The sequence below is a fragment of the Pseudomonas sp. A0308 genome (assembly GCF_044218815.1).
Lineage (GTDB): Bacteria > Pseudomonadota > Gammaproteobacteria > Pseudomonadales > Pseudomonadaceae > Aquipseudomonas > Aquipseudomonas iridis.
The window spans coordinates 5,092,980-5,118,219 of record NZ_CP162581.1 but is presented as its reverse complement, the minus strand read 5'-3'; the positions used below and the strand labels follow the sequence as shown (position 1 = coordinate 5,118,219).

Genomic DNA, 25,240 nt, shown 5'->3' with positions numbered 1-25,240 from the left:
ACACCGAAACCTGTGGGAGCTGGCTTGCCAGCGATGAAGCCAGAACAGGCACTAAAGAATGACTTTGGCCCGGCGCAGCTCTTCAATTTTCGGAGGACTCAACCCCAACTCTCCCAACACCTCATCCGTATGCTGTCCCAACACCGCCCCGACATGCCGTGGCGCCGGCAACCCTTGGGAAAACTTCAGCGGGCATGCCATTTGCGCCTGCGTCGAACCATCCCCGCGCGGCACTTGCGTCACCAACTCCCGCGCCTGTAATTGCGGATGCTCGGTTGCTTCGCTCAGATTCAACACCGGCTCGACACACGCATCGATCCCGGCAAACAACTCGCACAGTTCGGCAAAGTCATGTTTTTCAAACTCGACCTTCAAGGCTTCCTTGAGCGCTCGCTGATGCTCGGGCTTGGGCGACAAGCCCTGCGCCGCCAATTCCGGCCGCCCCAGTGCCGCGCACAATGGCTGCATGAATGCCGGCTCCAGACTGCCCACCGACATCCAGCGGCCATCCCGTGAACGGTAATAATCATAAAAACTGCCGCCATTGAGCATCTGGTCTTCCCAACCCGGCTCTGCACCACAGGCGAGAAAACCGGCACCGGCCATGGCATTCAGGCTGAATGCACAATCGGTCATGCTCACGTCCAGATGCGTGCCCTGCCCGGTTTGCTGACGGGCGATCACCGCAGCAAGCAGACCAATCACCCCGTGCAGCGAACCACCCGCGATATCCGCAACCTGCATGCCCAACGGCAACGGCCCGCTGTCGGCCCGGCCGGTATAACTGGCAAGGCCGGCCAGCGCCAGGTAGTTGATGTCATGCCCGGCGCGATCCTTGTACGGGCCGGTCTGGCCGTAACCGGTGATCGACACGTAAATCAGCTTCGGGTTGATCGCCTTCAGGGCCTCGTAACCAAGACCCAGACGCTCCATCACACCGGGGCGAAACTGCTCGAGGACGATGTCGTAATCGGCCAGCAACTGCTTGACCAGCTCCAGCGCTTCGGGCTGTTTCAGGTCGAGTGCGAGACTGCGCTTGTTGCGGTTCAGATAAGCGTGACTGGCCGACAGCCCCTGATCATGCGGCGGCAAGACTCGCAGCAGATCCATGCGCGTCGGCGATTCGATGCGCAACACCTCGGCGCCCATGTCCGCCAGCAACAGCGAAGCAAACGGCCCCGGCAGCAGCGTCGAGAAATCGAGAATCTTCAATGAGGCCAGCGGTGCGGACATGGGCGAACTCCTTGGACGATGCCTTCAGCCTAGGCAGCGATGGCCGGTACAGCAATCACCGTAAGTGTCACCAGCCGTGACCGTTACGCTCAAATTGCGGGCATGAAAAAACCCGCCGAAGCGGGTTTTTCCTACAAGCGATGCTTACTTCACATTGACCGGAGTTGGGCCTTCAGCCACACCCAGGTCGTCTTCTTCACGCTGGTCGGAGATACCGCGACCGCCCGAGGCCAGCTCGGATTGCAGCACGTCGGTGTCCAGCTCTTTCACCCACTTGGCGACAACGATGGTCGCAACAGCGTTACCAACAAGGTTGGTCAATGCGCGAGCTTCGGACATGAAACGGTCGATACCCAGGATCAGCGCCAGACCGGCCACCGGCAGGTGACCTACCGCCGACAGCGTAGCCGCCAGCACGATGAAGCCCGAACCGGTCACACCCGCCGCACCTTTGGAGGACAGCAGCAGCACCAGCAACAGGGTGATCTGGTGGGTGATGTCCATGTGGGTATCGGTCGCCTGAGCGATGAACACCGCGGCCATGGTCAGGTAGATCGAAGTACCGTCGAGGTTGAACGAGTAACCGGTCGGGATCACCAGACCAACTACCGATTTCTTCGCACCCAGACGCTCCATCTTGATCAGCATGCGTGGCAGTGCCGATTCAGAGGACGAAGTGCCCAGTACGATCAGCAGCTCTTCGCGGATGTAGCGAATCAGTTTCAACACACTGAAACCGTGCGCGCGGCAGATCCCACCCAACACCACCAACACAAACAGCACGCAGGTGATATAGAAGCAGATCATCAACTGGCCCAGTTGCACCAGCGAGCCGACACCGTAAGCACCGATGGTGAAAGCCATGGCACCGAACGCACCGAGCGGCGCCAGTTTCATGATCATGTTGATGATGTTGAACATCACGTGGGCGAAGCGATCAATCATGTCCAGCAGCGGACGACCATACGAACCCAGACGATGCAGGGCGTAGCCGAAGATCACCGAGAACATCAGCACTTGCAGGATATCGCCTGTGGCAAACGCGCCGACGATGGTGTTCGGGATCACGTTGAGCAGGAAGCCGACGATGCTCTGGTCTTGGCTGGCCGTCACATAGGTGGCGATTTTCGAAGCATCCAGAGTGGTCACGTCGATGTGCATGCCGGCGCCCGGCTGCACGACGTTGACGACGATCAGGCCGATCAGCAAGGCAATGGTGGATACGACTTCAAAATACAGCAGCGCGTAGCCGCCGGTCTTGCCCACCGATTTCATGTTCTGCATGCCGGCGATGCCGCTGACAACGGTGCAGAAGATGATCGGGGCGATGACCATTTTGATCAGTTTAATGAACCCGTCACCCAGCGGTTTGAGGGCCACACCGGTTTGCGGATAGAAGTGACCGAGCAGAATGCCGATAGCGATGGCAACGATCACCTGGAAATACAGGGATTTGTAAATTGGCTGACGAGTCGTCATTGCAAGTTTCCTCAAGAGTCCCGCGTGGCAGCATCCATCTGTTGACCGCGACACCTGAATTGCGAACCCTCCTGCACTGGAGGGATTTGTTGTTGGAACGGCACCTTGCGCACAGGCTCAACGCACGTTTCTATCGCTCATATCGCAAACGTCGTGCCACTTTGGTGGAGATGGCTACAAGCCTTTCGATATCAGGGGTTACAGGTTTTTTTCGTCACAACCCGGTTACTCAAGGGTGGCGGATATCCGCCAACTCGCCGGTTCTCGTCCTACAATTTGGCGGAAATCCGCCTTGTTCCCCTGCCACCCCCCGGCTACCATCCGACGCCTGAGGAAGGATCTGCCGCTTATGCGCGAACGCACCGTTGCCAGTCATTTCGCCCGTGCCGCCCTGGGTGGCGCACGCCGCCAGGGGTTCGATTACTCGGGCCTGCTGTTGCAACTGGGGATCAGCCCCGAACTGCTTGACGAGCCCCGTGCGCGCATCGCCCCGGAACAGTTCACCCGCCTGATCCAGAGCCTGTGGCTGGCACTGGACGACGAATACCTGGGCTTCGGCAAGGCCGCGAGCAAACCCGGCAGCTTCGCCATGATGTGCCACGCCTCGATTCACTGCCGCAACCTGGAGAAGGCTCTGCAACGCGGCCTGCTGTTTTACAGCCTGTTCCCCGACGCACCGCGCCTGACCCTGAGCCGCGAGGACGAATGGGTGCGCCTGAGCCTCGACGATTCGCAATTGTGGGACCCGGATCACTTCCTCAGCGAAAGCCTGCTGGTGATCTGGCATCGTCTCGGCAGTTGGCTGATCGGCCAGCGAATCCGCTTGGAGCAGGCGACATTCAGCTATGCGAAACCTGCGCACGGCGCCGAATACGACCTGCTGTTCCCCTGCCCCTTGGTGTTTTCAGCAGATCGAAGCAGCCTGCTGTTCCACAGCCGCTACCTGCACATGCCGTTGTTGCAGGATGAACGCACCCTCAAACACTTCCTCGAACGCTCCCCCGCTGATTTGCTGTCACGCCCCGACGACGGCGACAGCCTGAGCAGCCGCCTGCGCCGCTTGCTCAGCCGCGACAGCACACGCTGGCCGGATCTCGACGCCGTGGCCGCGCACCTGCACATCAGCCCGCAAACCCTGCGCCGGCATTTGCGCGAGGAAGGCACCAGTTTTCAAGAGTTGAAGGATCAGCTGCGGCGGGATATCGCCATCTACCATTTGGGCCGCGCGGACCTGTCGTTGCAACAGATCGCTGAACAGCTGGGTTTTTCCGAGCCGTCGGCGTTTCATCGGGCGTTCAAGAAGTGGACGGGGCTGACGCCGGGGGCCTATCGCGCTCAAGAGCATTGAAAACGCTCACAGGTCTCGATGTGTAGTGAAAGCATGTCTGAAGATGTCGATTTAAACCCTTCGTTGGAAGTGATTCAGGCAGGTCATGTTAAGTAAATCCGGGCGCTGCGCCCCCTCGCCTCAAACTTCGATACTTCAAACCTTTCCATTCGCCATTCTTTGAAACAGACGGGGCACTTTGCCTCCATGACGTTTCACCGCTTCTCACCGGTAAGGTTCTCGCTTCAAAAAAACATCCTCCGCGACATTTGCACAGGCCAGAAAGCCTGCCCTGCACGGAGCCTTATCAAGGAACGATCATGCTTCAAATAGCCAATATCTCAATCATCCCCGCGCTTGCGCTGCCGCTGCTGTTAACCGGATGCCTGACAACCCCCGTACAGCCCGCTATCGATCCGACGCCGTTCGAGACGCCTGAATATCAAGCCCAGAAAGGCCTGGCGATCATTCATGCGTCATCTCTATATGCCCGTGGCGGCACCGGTCAGGGCGTGGCCGTCGCACTGATCGACTCGGGATTGAACAGCAACGTGCCGGAATTTCAGGGACGGCTGCGTGATCCGGGGTTTGATCATGTCGAAAACCGGGTCGGCACCTTTGACCGAATCGGTCACGGCACCCAGATGGCGGGCATTCTCGCCGCCAACAAGGACGACCAGGGTATGCACGGCGTTGCGTTCAACGCACAGCTGATTCCGTTTCGTTTCGGTGACGACAATGAGCCGTTTTTCTTCGACAGCGAGATTGCCCAATCCTGGCAGGCCGGTTTCGACAAAGGCGCACTGATCCTCAATAATTCGTGGGCCAATGCCATCCCGGCGACCGAGATCAATGAAGCACGCTACAAGCAGGTCATGCCGGAGTCGCTGGCAACCGCCCGAAAACTGGTTCAGGACGGCGCGGTATTTGTGTTCCCGACCGGTAACGAGTTGAAACGAGAACCCTTGGCCGAACCTGGCTTGCCGCTCGCCCTGCCAGAACTTGAAAAAGGCTGGATCGCCGTGGTTGCACTGAAAAACGATGGCAGCGCCATCAATGCCAAATCCAACTACTGCGGCGTGGCAGCAGCCTGGTGCATCGCCGTACCGGGTGGCGACTCAGGTGCTGACCAAGGTCTGTTGACCACCAACAAGGATGGTCAATACGTGCAGACTGCCGGCACATCTCCAGCCGCCGCACTGGTCAGTGGCGCCATGGCAGCGCTGCAAAGTCGTTATCCCGAACTCACGCCACAACAAGTACGCGCGCACTTGCTGGCCACCGCCAACCGGACGGGCATTTACGGCAACAGCGAAGCCTACGGACAAGGACTGCTGGACCTAGAAGCCGCCTCCCGCCAAGCGCCGGACTCCAGCATTGATTGATGCAGTTTTGAGGGACTGACGGAGGAGTTAGGGGGAAGTACGCCCCCGCGGTATATCGAGCCGTGCTCGCATCCAGGAAAGCACCGCAAAGACCAGAATCAAAAGATCGCAGCCTCCGGCAGCTCCTACACTTGAGCCGAGTACACGCAAGAAACTGCCGACTGTCAGCCCGCCATCGCTGGCAAGCCAGCTCCCACAATTTTGAACTCAATGCAAAGCGCACACCGCCCGGCCTCTCCACCACTCAACACAATGAGCGTTAGCTCGAGTGCAGCTGTTGATCTTGATCTAAAAGGCCCGTCGGCAGGCTGAGTGTAGGGGTTCATCCGGGGAAGACATCGAAAGGAGGTGCAGCGAAGCAAACCGGAATCGATGCCCCGGATGGATCCCGGAGCGAAGGAACCCCGAGCCCCAGCGAGTGGGCCGAACGTCAGGGCAAAGCCTTTTGGGTTACTTTTTCGGCGTCTGGAAAAAGTGACTCGCCGTAAGGGCGAAACCCTAAGCCGCCATAACCGCAGCAACGGATATACACCCCAACCCCAAAACCAAAACCAAAACCAAAACCAAACCCCCGGTCAAAACTCAAACCGCAGGAAAGTGAATCCTGAACGCCGCCCCACCCATCGGCGAATCGCCCAGCGCGAGTTTGGCGTTATAGCTCTCAATAATATCCTTCACCACCGCCAACCCGATCCCCTGCCCCGGATGCTGTCGATCCAGGCGCTCACCACGTTCCAGAATCCGCGCCCGCTGATCCGGCGGCACACCCGGCCCATCATCCTCAACACACAACTCAACCCCGGTCAGGCTCTCACGCACACTGATGCGCACCTCACCCAGACAAAGCCGGTAAGCGTTCTCCAGCAAATTCCCCATCATCTCCAGCAAGGCGCCCTGCTCGATCGGCACATAACAATGCTCCGGCAGATCAAACGCCACCTGCACACGCTTGTCGCGGTACACCTTGTCCAACGTATCGCACAGACTTTGCAGCACCGGACGCAACCGCACCTGATGCCGCACCAGCCCACTTTTACGCAAACTCGCCCGCTGCAGCTGATAACTGATCTGCTGACTCATGCGCTCAATCTGACTCTGCAGAACCCAGGCCTGATCGACGTCTTTAGGCCGCTGAGCCATGTCCTCGCTGACGCCTTGCAACACCGCCAACGGCGTTTTCAGGCTGTGCGCCAAATCATCCAGTGAGTCACGATAACGGCTGCGCTGCTGACGCTCGCTCAGCAGCAAACGGTTCAGCGAGCCTGTCAGGCGCAGCAGTTCGCGCGGGTGTTGTTCGGTGAGACTTTCGCGAGTGCCGGTTTCGATTTCGTCGAGCTCCTGACTGAGTTGGCGCAGGGCTTTCAGGCCCCAGGTCAGGCCGATCCACAACAGAGCCAACAGCACCAGCAAGGCTGCGCCGAAGCCCAGATAAAGATTTTCGCGCAGGCCTTCGAGGGTGGTTTCGTACTCGCGCACCGGTTGCAGGGCGACGATGCTGAACGCCGCACTTTTGCCGCCGAGCAGTTTGACTTCAACGTCGTAAACGAAGAACTCCTGACCATTGGCTTCGCGTATCCGCGCGAACTCATTGCCAAGTCCGTCGTAACGCGGCTTGTAGTTGATCTGTTCTTCCTGAGTCGCTCTGGAACGCCAGACCAAGTGCCCTTCACGGTCATAGATGTAACCGAGCAAACGGAAGTCGGTGAGGTTGAAACGCTCGTCGGGCAACTGCGACGGCATCATCAATCGCCCGTTTTCAACCCGCGCGGCAGAGATCAGCGTGGTGACGTCCGAAGCCAGGCGTTGCTCGATCGAATCCTGCAAGGCAAGGCTGAATGCGCCTTGCATCGCCGGCAGCAGGGCAAGCATGAACAACACCGCCAACGTGGTGGCGGCGAGCATCAGCCGAACGCGAAGGGAACGAATCAAGTGCAGCGCTCATTGAACAGGTAGCCGAGGCCCCGCACGGTATCGATCGGCTTGAACCCGGCCGGGCCTTCGAGTTTGCGGCGCAAGCGGCCGACCAGCACTTCGATCACATTTGGATCGCGCTCGTCGTCGTCCGGATAGAGCTGCTCCATCAAGCGATCCTTGGGCACCACTTGCTGGTGGTGGCGCATGAGGTATTCAAGGATGCGGTATTCGTAAGCGGTCAGCGCCAGCGGTTGCTCATCGAGGCTCGCCTGTTTGCGATTGAGATCAAGCAACAGCGGGCCGGCAACGATGGTCGACTGGGTGAAGCCGCTGGAACGGCGCAGCAAGGCATTCAGGCGCGCGTCGAGTTCTTCGAACTGGAACGGTTTGACCACGTAATCATCGGCGCCGGCGGCGAGGCCTTCGACCTTGTCCTGCCAGTTGCCGCGCGCGGTGAGAATCAGGATCGGAAAGGTCTTGCCGCCTGAACGCAACTGACGAATCAGGTCGAGACCACCCATACCCGGCAGACCCAGATCGATCACCGCCAGGTCAAAGTTGAACTGGCCGGTCTGGTACAGCGCCTCTTCGGCATTGGCCACGGACTCAACCACGTGACCGCTCTCCGTCAGGCGGGTTTGCAGGTGATGGCGCAACAGCGCTTCATCTTCGACGACCAATAGCTTCATGACGCTCTCCCGGGCAAATCAGAAATCTCCAAAAACACACCTGTGGGAGCGAGCCCGCTCGCGAAGTCGGTGGATCAGTCAATGAAGATTGTCGACTGACACATCGCTTCGCCAGCAGGCTCGCTCCCACATTTAGCCTGGCGGCAACTTCTTAGAAAAAGTAGTTGGCCGACAAGTACGTCTGCGCGCTGCTGGTCAGGTCCAGCGAGCCTTGCTTGCTGCCACCACGTTCGCTCATCTCGGTGCTGGCATTGCTGCGCAGGTAACGGTAACCGAGTTCCACCGACGTGTTTTGCGAAACTTGCTGCATCACACCGAACTGGCCGCCGACTGCATAGCCGATGTCGCTGTCACGGCTAAAGCCTGGGGATTCCTGAGTCAGCTTGGTCAGACCCGCCGTCGCGCCGCCGAACAGTTTGGTGCTGCTGCCCACCGGATAGAACAGATCGTAGCTGCCCAGCAGGTTTTCCTGACGCAGTTTAATGCCATTGTGCGAACCGGACACATTGTCGTAGGTGGCGTAGTAGCGACCTTGCGAGTTTTGCTGACCGAGGCGTACGCCGTAAGTGTTGTTGCCGTCGATCGCGCCAGTGGCGTTCGGGTGATCAAGGTTATCGTTCAGTGCGTGGGACTTTTTGATCTTGTCGCTCGTCTGGCCGAAAGTCAGGCCAGCGAAGTTGGAAGTGGTGTCGGCATGGGCCGCGATGCTGGCGCTCATTACGGTAAATGCCAGCAGCAGTTTGTTTAAACGAGTCATGGTATTTCCTCTTTCACAGTGCTGTTTGGGTATGGCGCAAGATTACTGCCCCTCCCCTGTACCGGCCCTGAACGCTCTCTGAACCTGACCTGAACCAAATCGACTAGGCTGTTTTGACCACTTATCAATAAGGAGACCGACCATGCGCCTGTTCCTCGCCCTCACGTTGCTCGCTGTCAGCAGCCTCACCCAGGCTGCGATCAAGACTGAGGAGATCCCCTACCAGAGCGCCGACGGCACCAAGCTGCTCGGTTACTACGCCTACGACGACGCCATCAAAGGCAAGCGTCCGGGGATCGTCGTTGTGCATGAGTGGTGGGGCCTGAACGATTACGCCAAGCGCCGCGCGCGGGATCTGGCCGAACTCGGTTACAGCGCGCTGGCGATCGATATGTACGGCGAAGGCAAGAACACCGAGCACCCGAAAGATGCGATGGCGTTCATGCAGGCAGCGACCGCGGACGCGGCGGCCGCCAGCAAGCGTTTCGAAGCCGGGCTGGATTTGCTGAAGAAACAGCCACAGACCGACGTGAACAAACTGGCGGCCATCGGTTACTGCTTTGGCGGTGCGGTGGTGTTGAACGCGGCACGTCAGGGTGTACCGTTGGCGGGTGTGGTGAGTTTCCACGGCGCACTGGCAACCAAAACCCCGGCCACGCCTGGCAGTGTGAAAGCGAAAATCCTGGTGGAACATGGCGCGCTCGACAGCATGGTCACTCCGGAAAACGTCAGCGCCTTCAAAGCAGAAATGGACAAGGCTGGCGCTGACTATAAATTTGTCAGCCTTGAGGGTGCCAAGCATGGCTTCAGCAATCCGGATGCTGATCGCTTGAGTCATGGCGAGCACGGTGGCCCGGATATCGGCTACAACAAGGCCGCCGATGAAAAATCCTGGGCGGACATGAAAGCGTTCTTCCAAAAAATATTTGGCTGACCTGAAAGACCGCGGCGCGGCCTTCGCGAGCAGGCTCGCTCCCACAGGGAATTTGTGATCAACGCAGATTCAATGTGGGAGCGAGCCTGCTCGCGAAAGCCGCACCACTGATCTCGACCTTGTTCCGACTAACCGGCAAAATGCCCGTCATGAATCCAACTCCAGCCCTCCCCGCCTGTTGCACCCCGCTCGATGCTCACTGGCCGTTGCCGACGGTATTGCCCGACACGGTGCTGCTCAGCACGCATTTCGATCCGTCACAACTGCTTGGCAATGACTTCCAGCGCAGCGCCATCGAGCCGCCGCCGAGTATTCAGCGTTCGGTGGCCAAGCGGCAGGCGGAGTTTCTGGCGGGGCGCATCTGCGCCCGCGCGGCGTTGCAGCAACTTCAGGGCAGCGGCGTGGTTCCGCCAATTGGCGAAGATCGCGCGCCAGTCTGGCCGGCGCACATCTGCGGCTCGATCACCCACAGCACCGGCCGCGCGGCGGCGATTGTCGCCAACAAGCAGCATTGGCGCGGTTTGGGCATGGATCTGGAAAACCTGCTCAACCGCGAACGCGCCGAGCGCCTGGCCGGAGAAATTCTGACCGCGCCGGAAATGCAGCGCATGGCTGCGGCATCGCCGGATCAAACGGCCCTGTGGGTGACACTGACGTTTTCGGTGAAAGAGAGTTTGTTCAAGGCGCTCTACCCGATCGTGCAGAAACGCTTTTACTTTGAGCACGCCGAGGTGCTGGAGTGGACCGAGGCGGGATCCGTCCGGTTGCGCTTGTTGACCGATCTGTCGGCTGAGTGGCGCAACGGCGCGGAGCTGGATGCCCAGTTCGGGGTGCAGGATGGTCAGTTGTTGAGCCTGGTCAGCATCAAGGCCTGAGATCATTATTGCCTGATGGGCCCTCATCGCTGGCAAGCCAGCTCCCACAGTGTCGGTGATGAACACAGATATTGTGGACTCACCTCAAACCTCTGATTGAGCTCATGGACCCACCTCATACCTGTGACTGAACTCATGGGCCCACCTCATACCTGTGACTGAACTCATGGGCCAACCTCATACCTGTGACTGAGCTCATGGGCCAACCTCATACCTGTGACTGAGCTTATGGACCCACCTCACACCTGTGGCTGAGTTGATGGACCCACCTCATACCTGTGGGAGCTGGCTTGCCAGCGATGGGGCCAGCCCGGCCAGCTCAAGACTCAGCGGCGTTCCTGATTCCTCGGCCAACTCAGGCTAAAGCAAGCTCCACCCAGGCTTTTGCTTTTGCCAATGATCGCCCGGCCGTCATGCCAGTGGATGATCCGCCGCACAATCGATAACCCCAACCCATGCCCGCCCGACGCCCGCGTGCGACTGTCGTCCAGTCGTAGAAACGGCGTGAAAATCCGTTCCCACGCCACCTCCGGCACACCCGGCCCGTCATCTTCGATATCAACCCGACAACGCAATTGCCCGACCTGATAACTCACCGTGACCTTCGAGTGCGCGTGGCGCATCGCGTTACCCACCAGATTCTGCAGGGCGCGGTGCAGATACCGAGGCTCAGCCTCGACCCAGGCATCATCGTTGTCGGCAGCCGAAAGGCACAACCCACGCTGCACCGTGACCTCGGCGCGCAACGGCGCCAGCTCTTCGATCACCTGATCAACCAACGCGTCGAGGTCAATGCGCTGAAACGTCAGCGCCGGCGAACCCTGCTCCAGCCGTGCATAAGTGAGCATTTCGTCGACCAGCTTATCGAGGTCCTCAATGTCGTGATCCATGCCTTCACGGTACTTTTCCAGTGCTTGCGGGGTGGTCGCCGAGCCGATCATCTCCAGACCGAAACGCAGGCGCGCCACCGGCGTGCGCAATTCGTGAGACACCGCGCGCACCAGTTCGCGCTGGATCGCCAGCAACTGCTGCAAGTGCTCGGCCATGCCATTGAACGCCGAGGCCAGGCGCCCGACCGAGTCGGCACCGCGCGCCGGCACGCGGGTTTCCAGGCTGCCCTTGGCGATGCGCGTGGCCGCTGCTTCGAGACCGCGCAAACGCCGCTCCAACTGACGCACCAATAGATAAACGATGAGGCCGATCAAACTCAGACCGAGCGCGGCGATCAGCACCAGCCACTCCGGCGGGTACGGATTCATCTGATACAACGGGCCGATTTCCAGCACCCATGGCGTGCCGACCATGCCGGCAAAGACACGGATCGAATCGCCGCCCTTGCCCAGTGCCATCACCGTATCGCCCTCGGACACGCGCCGGCTCTGGTCTTCGTCCATGTCGGCGTCACTGATCGTGACCAGTCGCAGGTCAAAACCAAAACCCTTGTCTTTCTTTATCTGCGCCAGCCGTTTCGGTTGTTCGGCCACTGGCACGCGCACCAGCTCATCAGCCAGCAGATAAATCGTCGCCCGGGCCAGTTGCTCGCTGATCTGTTGCACTTCGCCGGTGAGGACGATTTGCTCCTTGTCGCTGACCAGTCGATAAACTTTCGCCGCGTGCGGCCCGGTCTGTTCGACCAGCGCCTGCCCGCGCTGCACCCGGGCCCGCTGAGACAAATCGAGATCGGTTTCGGCAAATGTCTTCAGGGTCAGCGGAATCCCCAGCAGTCGCTCCCACACCAGCAGCGCACGATGGCGCTCGGTTTCGTTCATCGGCTGCAGGTTGTCAGCCATCAGCGAGAACGTGCCGTGGGCCAGACGCTCGCGATATTGCTCGCTGCGCACCTGATTGAGCAGGTTCAGCGCCAATACCCCGAGCACCGCCACCAGAATCAGCGCTGCGCACATGCCGCCGTAGATGCGCAGAAAGATCGAGTTCACAGCGTCAGGTCTACGCAGGCTTCAGGGACAAACAGATAGCCTTTGCTGCGGATGGTCTTTATCAGGCGTGGGTGATCGGGGTCATCACCGATTTTCGGGCGGATGCGCGAGATACGCACATCGATCGAACGGTCCTGGCCGTCGTAACCGATGCCACGCAGCGCAGTGAAGATTTCCTCCCGCGACAGGATGCGCCCGGCGTTGGACACCAGCAGCCAAAGCAGGTCGAATTCGGCGCTGGTCAGCTCGATGCCGTTGTCGCTCAGCCAGGCCTCGCGCAATGCGTTGTCGACCACCAGCGGACCGAATTGCAGGCGACGGCTTTTTTCCGCGCTCGGCTCGGGTGTGTCACTGCGTCGCAGCAATGCCTGAATGCGTGCCAGCAACAGTCGCGGACGTACCGGTTTGCACACGTAATCGTCGGCGCCCAGGTCAAGCCCCTGGATCTGGTCGGCATCGTCGGTGCGCGCAGTCAGCATCAGGATGGGCCCGTCATAACGGTCGCGCACCTTGCGGCAGATCGTCAGGCCATCTTCACCGGGGAGCATCAGATCGAGGATTACCAGATCCGGCTGCTCGGCGATGATCCGCGCCGCCGCCAGCGCGCCGTTGCCTTCGATTTCCACGCGCAATCCATTGGCTTGCAAGTAGTCCCGAGTGAGTTCGGCCAGACGTTGATCATCCTCGACTATCAATATCTGAAAGGCTTGTTGCTCCACCGGTGACCTCTGCTTGCTGTTTTTATTAATAGAAGGAAGGCGATGCCCTGCCAGGCACGGTCCTACATTTTTCTGAATCCTCCCGTTCATTTGTCATGTCCTGGGAGGATAAGAATGCCTGTGCATGGGCCGATTGTATAAACGGCGTACAGCCAGAACACAAGTCGGTAAATGCGTTCGGACAAGGCCAGATTTTGTGATAGGGTTCGCGCCCTTAAAAAACCGCTGAAGCGATTTTGTCGGCGGAAAAACAGTGACAAACGGTCTAGGTCAGCAGGTTCGCGGCCTACACGGGAATTCCAGGTTTCTTACACAATTTACGCACAGGTTTATCCACAGTCCGTACGTTGCAACACCCCTTAAAACGCATTATCTTGTAGCACAGCGAAAACAGAGACCCTACATGTAGGGTTTTTGCCTTAAAGGGCCAACCACATTTCAGAGCTGAAACTCAAGCGATTTATGGCGAGTTTCAGCTTGAACGCAGCAAGTTTTTCGAAGACCAAACCGCACTGGCGGATGGCACCGTTTTTATAGCCCCGAACGGGCAAAACGGTATGGGTGTTGCAGTCATTACTGTCATCCGAAAGGAATCCGGTTCGAGCCTGTGCTCGCAACCAAAAACTTCGGCAAGGATGCGGCGTCGTAGCCTTTTTCCTACTGCTCCGAAGTTGTGAATGCCGACTCTCGTCGGTTGTAGTGCTTCGGGACAGAACGGTGAGCACCATGATGGTGCCCAAACAAACATAGAGAATGTGGAGACAATCCCTCATGCAAACCGACACAACTCGCGAGAACCCGCAGGGCACCTTGCCGCAGGCCGCTGATTCGAATTCGGATCTGGCAGCCACCGCGCCTGGTCAACTGCGCGTGATCAAGCGTAATGGCACTGTCGTTCCTTACACCGATGACAAGATCACCGTCGCTATCACCAAAGCGTTTCTCGCAGTTGAGGGCGGCACCGCTGCCGCTTCGTCGCGAATCCACGACACCGTTGCCCGCCTGACCGAACAGGTCACCGCGACCTTCAAGCGTCGCATGCCTTCGGGCGGCACCATCCACATCGAAGAAATCCAGGACCAGGTCGAACTGGCCCTGATGCGTGCCGGTGAGCAGAAAGTCGCTCGCGACTACGTGATCTACCGCGACGGTCGTTCGAAAGAACGCGCTGCACACGCCCCGGCCGAAGAAGCCGTCAATGCGCATCCGTCGATCCGCATCACCCGTGCCGACGGCAGCCTGGCGCCGCTGGACATGGGTCGCTTGAACACCATCGTCACCGAAGCCTGCGAAGGCCTGGCTGAAGTCGACGGCGACCTGATCCAGCGCGAAACCCTGAAAAACCTGTACGACGGCGTGGCCCTGACCGACGTCAACACCGCCCTGGTGATGACCGCCCGTACGCTGGTCGAGCGCGAGCCGAACTACTCGTTCGTGACCGCCCGCCTGCTGATGGACACCCTGCGTGCCGAAGGCCTGAACTTCCTGGAAGTGGCCGAGAGCGCCACTCACCACGAAATGGCCGACCTGTACGCCAAGGCCCTGCCGGCTTACATCGCCAAAGGTATCGAGTTCGAACTGCTGAACCCTGTGCTGGCCACCTTCGACCTGGAAAAACTGGGCAAGGCGATCAACCACGAGCGCGATCAGCAATTCACCTACCTGGGCCTGCAGACCCTGTACGACCGCTACTTCATCCACAAGGATGGCGTGCGTTTCGAACTGCCGCAGATCTTCTTCATGCGCGTGGCCATGGGCCTGGCGATCGAAGAGAAGAACAAAGAAGACCGTGCGATCGAGTTCTACAACCTGTTGTCCTCGTTCGACTACATGGCTTCGACTCCGACCCTGTTCAACGCCGGTACCCTGCGTCCTCAGCTGTCGAGCTGCTACCTGACCACCGTGCCGGATGACCTGTCGGGCATTTACCACGCGATTCACGACAACGCCATGTTGTCGAAATTTGCTGGTGGCCTGGGCAACGACTGGACTCCGGTCCGTGCGCTGGGTTCGTACATCAAAGGCACCAACGGCAAGTCGCAAGGCGTGGTTCCGTTCCTCAAAGTCGTGAACGACACCGCTGTAGCCGTTAACCAGGGTGGCAAGCGCAAAGGCGCTGTGTGTGCTTACCTGGAAACCTGGCACATGGACATCGAGGAGTTCATCGAGCTGCGCAAGAACACCGGTGATGATCGTCGTCGTACCCACGACATGAACACTGCCAACTGGATCCCTGACCTGTTCATGAAGCGCGTCTTCGATGACGGCCCGTGGACCCTGTTCTCGCCATCCGAAGTACCGGATCTGCATGACCTGACCGGCAAGGCGTTCGAAGAGCGTTACGAATACTACGAAGCCCTGTCCCAGTACCCGGGCAAGATCAAGCTGTTCAAGACCATCCAGGCCAAAGACCTGTGGCGCAAAATGCTGTCCATGCTCTTCGAAACCGGCCACCCATGGCTGACCTTCAAAGACCCGTGCAACCTGCGTAGCCCGCAGCAGCACGTCGGCGTGGTTCACAGCTCGAACCTGTGCACCGAGATCACCTTGAACACCAACAAGGACGAGATCGCGGTCTGCAACCTGGGCTCGATCAACCTGCCGAACCACATCGTCGACGGCAAGCTGGACACCGTTAAACTGCAACGCACCGTGAACACCGCCGTGCGCATGCTCGATAACGTGATCGACATCAACTACTACTCGGTACCGCAGGCGAAGAACTCCAACTTCCGCCACCGTCCGGTAGGTCTGGGCATCATGGGCTTCCAGGACGCTTTGTACCTGCAGCACATCGCCTACGGCTCCGACGCTGCTGTCGAGTTTGCCGACAAGTCGATGGAAGCGGTCAGCTACTACGCCATCCAGGCTTCTTGCGACCTGGCTGACGAGCGCGGCGCTTACGAGACGTTCCAGGGTTCGCTGTGGTCCAAAGGCATCCTGCCGCTGGATTCGCAACAGATCCTGATCGAACAGCGTGGCCAGAAGTACATCGACGTTGACCTGAACGAAACCCTGGACTGGGCACCGGTTCGCGCCCGTGTACAGAAAGGCATTCGTAACTCCAACATCATGGCCATCGCACCGACCGCAACCATCGCCAACATCACCGGCGTATCGCAGTCGATCGAACCGACCTACCAGAACCTGTATGTGAAATCGAACCTGTCGGGCGAATTCACCGTGATCAACCCGTACCTGGTTCGCGACCTCAAGGCTCGCGGTCTGTGGGACTCGGTCATGATCAACGACCTGAAGTACTACGACGGTTCGGTTCAGCAGATCGAGCGCATCCCGCAAGAACTCAAAGAGCTCTACGCAACCGCGTTCGAAGTGGACACCAAGTGGATCGTTGACGCGGCCAGCCGTCGTCAGAAGTGGATCGACCAGGCCCAATCGCTGAACCTGTACATCGCCGGCGCATCGGGCAAGAAGCTTGACGTCACCTACCGCATGGCTTGGTACCGTGGTCTGAAAACCACCTACTACCTCCGTGCCCTGGCCGCGACCAGCACCGAGAAGTCGACCATCAACACCGGCAAGCTGAACGCTGTTTCCAGCGGCGGCAACCACGGTGAAGATTCGGTCCTGGCAGCTCCGGCCGGTCCTGCTCCAGTGCCAAAGGCTTGCGCGATTGACGAGCCGGATTGCGAAGCTTGCCAATAAGCTGAGCTGAATAAGGCGTTGCGAAACGCCTGATTCTTCCAGGCAAAGAAAACCCCCGACAGACTTCTGGTTTGTCGGGGGTTTTGTTTTTTTGGGGTTGGGGGCATCGCCTTCGCTCGGTGTGCTGAAGGGGCAAAAGATCAAAAGCCCCTCACCCTAGCCCTCTCCCCGAGGGAGAGGGGACTGACCGTGGTGATTTGGAGAGATATACCGAGGTGAGTACCGAGTCGAGTTCAAGCTCTGAATAGCCCACAAGTCCGCTCCCTCCTCCTCGGGAGATGGCCGAACGCAGGGCACAGACCTTTGGTTGCTTTGGACTGGGCCGACATTCCGGCGCTTGCCAAAGTGGCCCCGACGTCAGGGCGCAACCTCAAGCAGCGATCACCGCAGCAACGGATATCCCACCGCCCCCAAAAACGCCACCCACAAAAAAGCCCCTCAAAAAGAGGGGCTCCCTTTACAGCCAAAAACCCAGAATCAAGCCATCTGAATAATGGTCTGCATGATCGTGCTCTGAGTCGAAATCGTTTTCGCGTTCGCCTGATAGTTCGATTGACCCTTGATCAGATCAACCAGCTCATTGGTCAGGTTAACGTTCGACTCTTCCAGCGAGTTGGACTGGATGGAACCCAGAGTACCGGTTTCCGGAGCGTCGTAGCCCGGGATACCCGAAGCAAAGGTTTCTTTCCAGCTAGTACCACCAACAGCCTGCAAACCCTGCTCGTTGGTGAAACTGGCCAGCGCAACCTGGCCGATGGCCTTGTTCTGATTGTTGCTGAAGTTGGCGAACAGAGTACCGGTGCCGTCGATGGTCAGATTGGTGATCTGGCCAGTGGCGTAACCATCCTGAGTCGGAATCGTACGCGAGTTGTCCGCGTTGTACTGGGTGGTCTTGGCCATCGAAATGGTCACGCCAGCCGGGTTTGCTGATGCGCCATTAGGAACAAAGTTACCGCCGATAACATTGCCCGGCCTCCAGCCTGTCATCTTCAGGTCGCTGCTGATGATCGGATTGGCTGGATCTGCCGGGTTTGGCGTACTTACCTGAAGCAACTTGCCGGAAGAGTCGAACGTCAGTGTCGAAGCAATCGGGTCGACCTTGGTTGGATCGCTACCTGCTGCATCCGGGTTACGACCGTCCACCAACGTGTAAACCTTCCAGGTATTCTGGCCCGTCTTCACCACATACTGATCCATGTCGTGCTTGTTGCCCTGCGTATCATAGATCGGGGTGCTGAACGACTTGGTGTAGGTCTCGACCTTGGACGGATCGAACTTGACGGCGGTGGCGCCAGTATCAACGATCACCGGGGACGAAGAGTTCAAGTTGATGCTCGATCCAACGGCCGAAGTCGACTTCGGCGCCAGGTTCGAGGTGTCGATTTTCAGATCGGTCAACACACCGTTGATGATCTTGCCGTTGGCATCCACGCCGTAGCCTTGCAGACGCGAGGTGTAATCGGTGTTGGTGATGAAACCGGCGTCGTCGACCTTGAATGTACCGGCACGGGTATAGGAGATCGAACCGTTGTTGCTCATGGTGAAGAAACCCGAGCCGTTGATGCCCATGTCCAACACGTTGCCGGTGTTGCTGATGTCACCCTGGGTGAACTGCTGCGAAACGTTGGCCAGGCGCACACCGTTACCGATGACCTTGCTGCCGGTGCCCAGTTTGGTCGCCGAATAGACGTCTTCAAACTCTGCACGAGAAGATTTGAAACCGGCAGTCGCGACGTTGGCGATGTTGTTGCCGGTCACGTCCAGTTGTTTGTTGGCTGCATAGAGACCGCTAAGGCCGATATTGAAAGACATATTCCACTCCTTTGTGCCGGTTAGTCGGCTCTATATACCAATGGTTTGTACTTTGGACAGGGCGACGGAGCCCTTGCCGGCCAGGTTGAGCATCAGCTCGCCACCGGTCTGGCTGATCGTCACGCTGTTGACCGTGGCTGGCAGGTAAGTCGCCAGGTCCGTCGCGGCGCCGTTGATCGGTGCGTTGGCCTTGAAGGTGTAGGTACCGACGGGCACCACGGTGCCGCTGGTATCCTTGCCATCCCACGTGAAACTGGCGGCGCCAGCGGCGCGGCTGCCCAGGTCGATGGTGCGCACCGTTTTGCCGTCCTTGTCGGTGATGGTCACGGTGCCGCCCGCGATGGACGATGGCACGGTTACCGAACCGGTCAGGCCTTTGGTCGGATCGTCGAGCTGTGCGGTGTTGGTCTGCACAATTACGTTGCGCCCAACCAGAGACGACGCCTGCAACGCTTGCGAAGAGTTGTAGTTGCCGGCCAGCCCGCTAACGGTGCTGTTGAGCGTGGTAATGCCTTCCAGGCTGCTGAACTGCGCCAACTGTGCAACGAACGCACTGTTGTCCTGCGGATCAAGCGGGTTCTGGTTTTTCAGCTGGGTAACCAGCAGTTGCAGAAACGCATCCTTGCCCAAGGCCTGGCCACCGGTGGCGCTGTTGGTGGCCGAAGCGATGCCGCCCGAAGTAGTGCTGCTCGTCTTCTTCGAGGAGTTCGCCAGGATGTCTTTCATGCTGAGGTTATTGGTGGTATCGGTAACGCTCATGGCAGTCGCACCTTATTACTGACCGAGGGTCAGTACTTTCTGCATCATGGTTTTGGCGGTGTTCATCATTTCGGCGTTGGTCTGGAAGGACCGGCTCGCGGAAATCATGTCAGCCATTTCTTCCACCACGTTGACGTTCGGGTAGTAGACGTAGCCCTTGCCATCGGCAGCCGGATGATTCGGCTCGTAGCGCGCTTCGAGGTTGCTCTGGTCTTCGACGACTCCCAGCACCTGCACGCCTTGACCCGCAGCGTCCTGGTTCTGGAACAGCGAGTTGCTGCCGCCACTCTGGCCACCCTGGAACATGGTGGCGAATACCGGGTGACGGGCACGGTAGGTCTGGTCGATGCTCGACGAGACGGTCTCGGCGTTGGCGATGTTCGATGCCACGGTGTTCAGACGCGTGGTTTGTGCGCTCATGCCGCTGCCGGCAATGTTGAAAACGCTGGACAGGGACATGAATTACTCTCCGCGCAGGGCTGAAACCAGCCCTTTGAATTTGCTGTTGAGCAGGGTGAAGCTGGCCTGGAAGCCCACGGCGTTTTCCGCGTAGTTGGACTGTTCCAGTTGAGCGTCAACGGTGTTCTGGTCAATCGACGGTTGCATCGGCGTGCGATACAGCAGCGATTCGTCGCCATTGCCCAAGCCTTCAGCCTCGATGTGACGGCTATTGGTCATGTTCAGGGCGAAGTGGCCGCCGCTTTTGGTTTTCTCGGTCTGTGCTTCCAGCACTTTGGAGAAGTCCAGATCCCGAGCCTTGTAGTTCGGGGTATCGGCGTTGGCGATGTTGTTGGCCAGCACTTCGGCGCGTTGGGCGCGGAAGCCCAAAGCCTTTTCGTGAATGCCGAGCGCTTTATCGAAGCTGATGCTCATGTCGGGAACCTTCAGGTGACCGGTTTTTCGTAACTGAGCTTTAGCAAGCTGCGTGCCAATGCAAGAAACACCCGTAAACCGGGGCCTTGCGGGCTATCGGCAAAGCGGCAATGCCAGAAAAGCGGCAACCGTTTTCCGCCAGATGCCGCTTTTCTGCCGCTTGCCCCTGCCCTCAAGAACACTAGAGAGCAAATGTGGGATCGAGCCTGCTTGCGAAGGCGGTGGGTCAGCCACCAATGATGCTGATTGGGAAACCGCTTTCGCGAGCAGGCTCGCTCCCACAGGGTTTTGCGGTGATTTCGGATTAAACGCCAGGCACAAAAAAACGGGAGCCCCTGAGGACTCCCGTTCTTGTGTTGCCGATGCCAGTTACTTCGCCTGGTAAATGATCCCCGGGCTGCACTGAACCATCTGGTAATGATCCGGCAAACCGTTCAGCGCTTCGGAAGCGCCGAGGAACAGATAACCGCCCGGCTTCAACGTGCTGTGAATGCGCAACAGGATGTCTTTCTTCACTTCGGCAGAGAAGTAGATCAACACGTTGCGGCAGAACACGATGTCGAACTTGCCCAGCGCTGCATAGCTGTCGAGCAAGTTGAACGAGCGGAATTCCACCCGGCTCTTGATCGGCGCCTTGATCACCCAGCGACCCGGCCCTTTCGGGTCGAAATAACGCTGCAAGCGCTCGGCGGACAAACCGCGACCGATCGCCAGGCTGTCGTACTCGCCGGTCTTGCAGTTGTTCAGCATGAGACCGGACAAGTCCGTGGCAACGATTTGTACGCCCATCTTCAACTGACCAAGATTGCTGCGCTCGAACTCGTCGATCGACATCGACAGCGAGTACGGTTCCTGGCCCGACGAGCATGCCGCCGACCAGATCCGCAGACGCTGGTTGGGACTGGCCTTGATGGCTTCGGGCAGCACCTTGTTCTTCAAGACTTCAAACGGATAGGTGTCACGAAACCACAGGGTTTCGTTGGTCGTCATGGCATCGACCACCTGTTCGCGCAAACCGCTGCGCGGCTGGGTCTGGATGCGCTGAACCAGCTCACCCAGTGACTTGATGCCTTGCACTTCCATCAGTTTGTTGAGACGGCTCGAGACCAGGTACTGCTTGTTTTCACCGAGCAAAATGCCACAGGCTTTTTCCAGAAATACCCGGAACTGTTCGAAATCCAAATTACCCGTAGACAATGATGCCGCCTCTTAAATCGTGTTGACCGCCAGGGGCAGAAGGCCCCTAGCTGATATCTGCTGCTTTGATCCGGTCGACTACCCGGGATGCCAGGTCATCAGGACGGAATTTGGCCAAAAAGTCATCGGCACCGACTTTCTTGACCATCGCCTGATTGAACACTCCCGACAACGAAGTATGCAGGATGATATGAAGCTTTTGCATGCGTGGGTCGCTGCGGATTTCTGCCGTCAGGGTGTACCCGTCCATCTCCGGCATCTCGATGTCGGAGATCATCATCAGGAACTCTTCTTCCGGCTTCTTGCCCTCGTCGACCAGCTTGCGCAGGTAATCCAGCGCCTGCTTGCCGTCGTTCAACGCCACGACTTCAACGCCGACCGTCTGCAGACACCGCGAGACCTGCTTGCGTGCCACCGACGAGTCATCGACCGTCAGCACCCGCAGCGACAACGCTTTGGTCTGGGTCTCGACATCGACCACGCCGACCGAAATCGCTTCCGGCGTCGGTGCGACTTCCGCCAGCACTTTCTCGACGTCGATGATTTCGACTAACTGATTGTCCACCCGAGTCACAGCGGTCAGGTAATGATCGCGACCCGTGCCCTTGGGCGGCGGATGAATCTCTTCCCAGTTCATGTTGACGATGCGCTCCACCGAGCGGACCAGGAAACCCTGGGTCTTGGTGTTGTACTCCGTGATGATCACGAACGGGTTTTTCTTGTCTTTCAACGCACCGGAGCCGGTCGCCATTGCCAGATCAAGGATCGGAATGGTCGCCCCCCGAATACTTGCCACCCCGCACACGACAGGACTGGACTTGGGCATCAACGTCAGCGAAGGGCATTGCAGCACTTCCCGAACCTTGAACACGTTGATCCCGTAGAGCTGCTGACCGTCGAGACGGAACAACAACAGCTCCAGGCGATTCTGCCCTACCAGTTGCGTGCGCTGGTTCACCGAATCCATTACACCAGCCATGCCAGACTCCTAAACCAACGCCAAGTGTTGTTGCGACGCACATTCATTGCTAAACGGCACGGCGCTTGCTTTTTAACTCGTATGAACGCTCAAACGACATTTTTCCGACGCCTGACATCTTCCCTCCGCAGAGGGCTTTGCGCGGTTACCGCCATTTGCTGCTGTTTCGCTGGCAGCCCTGCCATTGCTGATGCGGTTACCATGCCTGACATGCTTATCGGCGTCACTCAGGGCTTTCTTGAGTTCACCGTAGAAGACTATCTGGCAACCAGTCAAACGGAAGGCCGCTACGAAATCGAAGTGAACCAGCTGGATCCCCGCATGCGCATGCCCATGTGCGACAAGGAATTGACAGCCTCACTGGAGAGTCCGGCACGTCCTTTGGGCCGGGTAACGGTCAAGATTCGCTGTGAGGGCGCGTCCCCCTGGACCGTGTTCGTACCCGCTCAAGTCCGCCTGTTTCGCGAGATTGTGACCACTACCCGGCCACTCAAGCGCGCCGGAATTATCGAGCCTCAGGACGTGACATTGCGCGAGCGCGACGTCAGCACAATCAACCAAGGTTTTTTGACGTCGGTAGACGAAGCGATCGGGCAGAAATTAACCCGACCAACGGTAGCCGATCAGGTCATTACCCTGGTGCATCTGGAACAGGCGGAAGTGGTGCGCAAGGGCGATCAAGTGGTCATCATCGCCCGCAGCGGCACGCTCGCCGTGCGCATGCCCGGTGAAGCCCTTGCCAATGGCGGCTTGAGAGAACAGATCCGGGTGAAAAACCTCAACTCGCAACGGGTCATCAAGGCGCAAGTCACCGCGCCGGGCCAAGTGGAAGTCGCCATGTAGAAGCCCTCGTGAGAAAACTGGCGCGGACCCCGTCGCTTCCCTAAACTGTGCCGCAGCAGGACACGCGCCGGCGCATGCAGACTCATTCGCAAATGGGCCTAAAGTTTTCCAGGGGATAGCCGAAAACATGGCAAGCGTCCAAATTCCCAGAGGTTTTTATCATGGTCATCGATTTCAGCCGTTTGAACAGCTCCTCGTCACTTACGGGCAGTACGCGTACCAGCAACGCCAAGGAAACCGCCGAAAACGGCACCTCCGCGCCGCTGAATACCCCGGCCGAATCGGCCAGTACCGCTAAAAGCGGGGAATCGGTACACCTCAGCAATGAGGCTCAACAGTTGCAGAAGGTCACTGACAAGCTGCGCGATCAACCTGCTGTCGACAAAGCCCGTGTGGCCGAGTTGAAAGCCGCGATTGCCGATGGCAGCTATAAAGTCGACAGCAACCGTGTAGCCAGCAAACTGCTCAACTTCGAAGCCCAGCGCTAGGCCTTCGCCTGCGCCAGGCTTTTGGACGCTTAAAACCCAAGGCCAGCCATGCACGACACTAATTTACTGCAACTGATCAACGACGACTTTGCTCCAGCTCAACAATTGCTGGAGTTACTGCAAACCGAGGCCCTCGCTTTGCACGGTCGCGACATGCCCTTGCTGGAAGAAATTCTGGCGCGCAAACAGGCATTGATCATTCTGCTTGAACAGCATGGCCGCAAGCGCAGCGAAATCCTCGCCAGCCTGAACCTGCCGACTGACCGTACAGGGCTCGAGCAACTGGCCAGCCAGTCGAGCATTGGCGAGCAGTTGATGACGCAGGGCGACGCCCTCACTGACCTCATCAGCCAGTGTCAGGCAGCCAACGCCAAGAACGGCCAGTCGATCCAGATCCAGCAGGCCGCGACGTCCAATCAATTGAAAATCCTCACCGGGGGCGAACCGCCAGCGCTGTATGACGCGAGCGGCACTTTCGCCAGACCCGTCAAGCCGCGCACCTTCAGCCAGGCGTGAGCCATTCGATGTGCCTGCACTATCAACACGCGGAACATGCTGGCAAAATGCTGGCCATTCATCGTCAAATTTTGTCTGGAGATTGAGAGAACGTGCCAAACGCCCTAAGCGCGGATGATGCTCCGCAGCCCCCTAAGGTGCTCACCACGCCACTGGAAATCTCCAGCAACCTGCGTCAACTGCAAGACAGTCACGACCCTCTGATCATCACGTTCCATGAACGCAGCCAGCGCTTCCAGAGCTACCTGATCAAAGTCGACCGCGACAGCGCCTCGATTACCCTCGATGAAATGATCCCGCGCGACGGCGAACGCTTTCTGCTCGCCGGCGAACCGTTCAGAGTTGAAGGCTTCCATGATGGCGTGCGCATCGCCTGGGAATGCAACGGTACGCTGAACATCGAAGAATCCGACGGCGACCGCTTTTACACCGGCGAGCTGCCGAGCGAAGTGGTTTACCACCAGCGCCGCAACGCGTTTCGCGCAGCACTGAAACTGACCGATCTGGTCAGCGTTGAACTGGGTGGCGAAAAGCTCAAGGCGCCGATCCAAGGCAAACTGCTGGATATTTCCGCCACCGGTTGCAAGCTGCGCTTCGAAGGCGACATCACTGACCGGCTGCAACTGGGCCAGGTCTACGACCGCATGATCGCCCCGCCACTGTTCGGCAATCAGCCGATTTCCGTCGAACTGCGCTATCTGCACTTCGAAGAAAAACTCAACATCACCTTCGCCGGCTTGCGCTTCCACAACATCAGTGGCCCGGCTGCGCGCAACGTCGAGCGTTTCGTCTATCAGTTGCAACGTGAAGCACGGCGTTTCGACAAAGACGATATGTGAGTCGTACGCGCAAATAAAA

At 58.5% G+C, this 25,240-nt stretch carries 22 protein-coding genes; 9 read left to right on the top strand and 13 right to left on the bottom strand.

Translation table 11 applies throughout. The annotated features are described in order from the left end of the window. Positions 1–51 precede the first annotated feature (51 nt). Positions 52–1,233 (bottom strand): CaiB/BaiF CoA transferase family protein, encoded by a 1,182-nt coding sequence (locus AB4P92_RS23690; RefSeq protein WP_395598245.1) that lies wholly within the window; start codon positions 1,231–1,233, stop codon positions 52–54. Positions 1,234–1,377: 144 nt separating this feature from the next. Further along, complete coding sequence (locus AB4P92_RS23685; RefSeq protein WP_042560505.1) at positions 1,378–2,712, bottom strand: dicarboxylate/amino acid:cation symporter; 1,335 nt, start codon at positions 2,710–2,712, stop codon at positions 1,378–1,380. A 349-nt stretch (positions 2,713–3,061) separates the two neighbouring features. On the opposite strand from AB4P92_RS23685, the gene AB4P92_RS23680 reads away from it, so the two are divergent. Together AB4P92_RS23680 and AB4P92_RS23675 are read left to right on the top strand one after the other, a co-directional pair. Beyond that, positions 3,062–4,060: an AraC family transcriptional regulator gene (locus tag AB4P92_RS23680; protein WP_395598244.1), complete on the top strand. Its 999-nt coding sequence runs from the start codon at positions 3,062–3,064 to the stop codon at positions 4,058–4,060. A gap of 299 nt (positions 4,061–4,359) precedes the next feature. After that, positions 4,360–5,424: a S8 family peptidase gene (locus AB4P92_RS23675; RefSeq protein WP_395598243.1), complete on the top strand. Its 1,065-nt coding sequence runs from the start codon at positions 4,360–4,362 to the stop codon at positions 5,422–5,424. Positions 5,425–6,006: 582 nt separating this feature from the next. Here the strand turns inward: AB4P92_RS23675 and AB4P92_RS23670 are convergent. The 3 genes from AB4P92_RS23670 to AB4P92_RS23660 form a co-directional block, all read right to left on the bottom strand. Then, positions 6,007–7,353, bottom strand: a complete 1,347-nt coding sequence (locus AB4P92_RS23670) for an ATP-binding protein (RefSeq protein ID WP_395598242.1) — start codon at positions 7,351–7,353, stop codon at positions 6,007–6,009. Further along, positions 7,350–8,027 carry a response regulator transcription factor gene (locus tag AB4P92_RS23665; RefSeq protein ID WP_042560510.1) on the bottom strand — a complete coding sequence of 226 codons (678 nt, stop codon included), beginning with the start codon at positions 8,025–8,027 and terminating at the stop codon, positions 7,350–7,352. The genes AB4P92_RS23670 and AB4P92_RS23665 overlap by 4 nt, the downstream gene beginning before the upstream one ends. Positions 8,028–8,178: 151 nt before the next feature. Further along, the gene (locus tag AB4P92_RS23660; RefSeq protein WP_042560511.1) at positions 8,179–8,784 is read right to left on the bottom strand and encodes a membrane protein; all 606 of its coding nucleotides are present in this window, start codon (positions 8,782–8,784) and stop codon (positions 8,179–8,181) included. Between the two features lie 142 nt (positions 8,785–8,926). On the opposite strand from AB4P92_RS23660, the gene AB4P92_RS23655 reads away from it, so the two are divergent. After that, complete coding sequence (locus tag AB4P92_RS23655) at positions 8,927–9,718, top strand: dienelactone hydrolase family protein (RefSeq protein WP_395598241.1); 792 nt, start codon at positions 8,927–8,929, stop codon at positions 9,716–9,718. Between the two features lie 149 nt (positions 9,719–9,867). Then, positions 9,868–10,593: a 4'-phosphopantetheinyl transferase gene (locus AB4P92_RS23650; RefSeq protein ID WP_395598240.1), complete on the top strand. Its 726-nt coding sequence runs from the start codon at positions 9,868–9,870 to the stop codon at positions 10,591–10,593. A gap of 326 nt (positions 10,594–10,919) precedes the next feature. Here the strand turns inward: AB4P92_RS23650 and AB4P92_RS23645 are convergent, their stop codons facing one another. Beyond that, on the bottom strand, positions 10,920–12,530 hold the full coding sequence (locus AB4P92_RS23645) for an ATP-binding protein (RefSeq protein ID WP_042560514.1): 1,611 nt from the start codon (positions 12,528–12,530) through the stop codon (positions 10,920–10,922). Next, positions 12,527–13,249: a response regulator gene (locus AB4P92_RS23640; RefSeq protein WP_042560515.1), complete on the bottom strand. Its 723-nt coding sequence runs from the start codon at positions 13,247–13,249 to the stop codon at positions 12,527–12,529. The genes AB4P92_RS23645 and AB4P92_RS23640 overlap by 4 nt, the downstream gene beginning before the upstream one ends. A 771-nt stretch (positions 13,250–14,020) precedes the next feature. Between AB4P92_RS23640 and AB4P92_RS23635 the strand changes: the two genes are divergently transcribed. Then, on the top strand, positions 14,021–16,915 hold the full coding sequence (locus tag AB4P92_RS23635; protein WP_047302681.1) for a ribonucleoside-diphosphate reductase subunit alpha: 2,895 nt from the start codon (positions 14,021–14,023) through the stop codon (positions 16,913–16,915). Positions 16,916–17,392: 477 nt separating this feature from the next. On the opposite strand, the gene flgE is transcribed toward AB4P92_RS23635, so the two are convergent. The 6 genes from flgE to AB4P92_RS23605 form a co-directional block, all read right to left on the bottom strand. Continuing rightward, on the bottom strand, positions 17,393–18,727 hold the full coding sequence (gene flgE, locus AB4P92_RS23630; protein ID WP_042560517.1) for a flagellar hook protein FlgE: 1,335 nt from the start codon (positions 18,725–18,727) through the stop codon (positions 17,393–17,395). A 30-nt stretch (positions 18,728–18,757) separates the two neighbouring features. Continuing rightward, complete coding sequence (flgD, locus tag AB4P92_RS23625) at positions 18,758–19,486, bottom strand: flagellar hook assembly protein FlgD (protein WP_042560518.1); 729 nt, start codon at positions 19,484–19,486, stop codon at positions 18,758–18,760. Between the two features lie 15 nt (positions 19,487–19,501). Beyond that, complete coding sequence (flgC, locus tag AB4P92_RS23620) at positions 19,502–19,945, bottom strand: flagellar basal body rod protein FlgC (protein ID WP_042560519.1); 444 nt, start codon at positions 19,943–19,945, stop codon at positions 19,502–19,504. Positions 19,946–19,948: 3 nt separating this feature from the next. Next, on the bottom strand, positions 19,949–20,359 hold the full coding sequence (gene flgB / locus AB4P92_RS23615; RefSeq protein ID WP_042560520.1) for a flagellar basal body rod protein FlgB: 411 nt from the start codon (positions 20,357–20,359) through the stop codon (positions 19,949–19,951). A gap of 369 nt (positions 20,360–20,728) precedes the next feature. After that, on the bottom strand, positions 20,729–21,556 hold the full coding sequence (gene cheR, locus AB4P92_RS23610; RefSeq protein WP_042560521.1) for a protein-glutamate O-methyltransferase CheR: 828 nt from the start codon (positions 21,554–21,556) through the stop codon (positions 20,729–20,731). Between the two features lie 46 nt (positions 21,557–21,602). Continuing rightward, positions 21,603–22,535: a chemotaxis protein CheV gene (locus tag AB4P92_RS23605; protein ID WP_042560522.1), complete on the bottom strand. Its 933-nt coding sequence runs from the start codon at positions 22,533–22,535 to the stop codon at positions 21,603–21,605. Between the two features lie 81 nt (positions 22,536–22,616). Here AB4P92_RS23605 and flgA point away from each other — a divergent pair, with 81 nt between their 5' ends. The 4 genes from flgA to AB4P92_RS23585 all read left to right on the top strand — a co-directional run bounded on the left by flgA (position 22,617) and on the right by AB4P92_RS23585 (position 25,221). After that, positions 22,617–23,378 carry a flagellar basal body P-ring formation chaperone FlgA gene (gene flgA, locus AB4P92_RS23600; RefSeq protein ID WP_395598239.1) on the top strand — a complete coding sequence of 254 codons (762 nt, stop codon included), beginning with the start codon at positions 22,617–22,619 and terminating at the stop codon, positions 23,376–23,378. A 161-nt stretch (positions 23,379–23,539) separates the two neighbouring features. Then, a complete protein-coding gene (gene flgM / locus AB4P92_RS23595; protein ID WP_042560523.1) occupies positions 23,540–23,866 on the top strand; it encodes a flagellar biosynthesis anti-sigma factor FlgM in 327 nt (108 codons plus the stop codon). A gap of 48 nt (positions 23,867–23,914) precedes the next feature. Then, positions 23,915–24,382, top strand: a complete 468-nt coding sequence (locus AB4P92_RS23590; RefSeq protein WP_042560524.1) for a flagella synthesis protein FlgN — start codon at positions 23,915–23,917, stop codon at positions 24,380–24,382. 92 nt (positions 24,383–24,474) lie between these two features. Then, complete coding sequence (locus tag AB4P92_RS23585; RefSeq protein WP_115146191.1) at positions 24,475–25,221, top strand: flagellar brake protein; 747 nt, start codon at positions 24,475–24,477, stop codon at positions 25,219–25,221. Positions 25,222–25,240 lie beyond the last annotated feature (19 nt).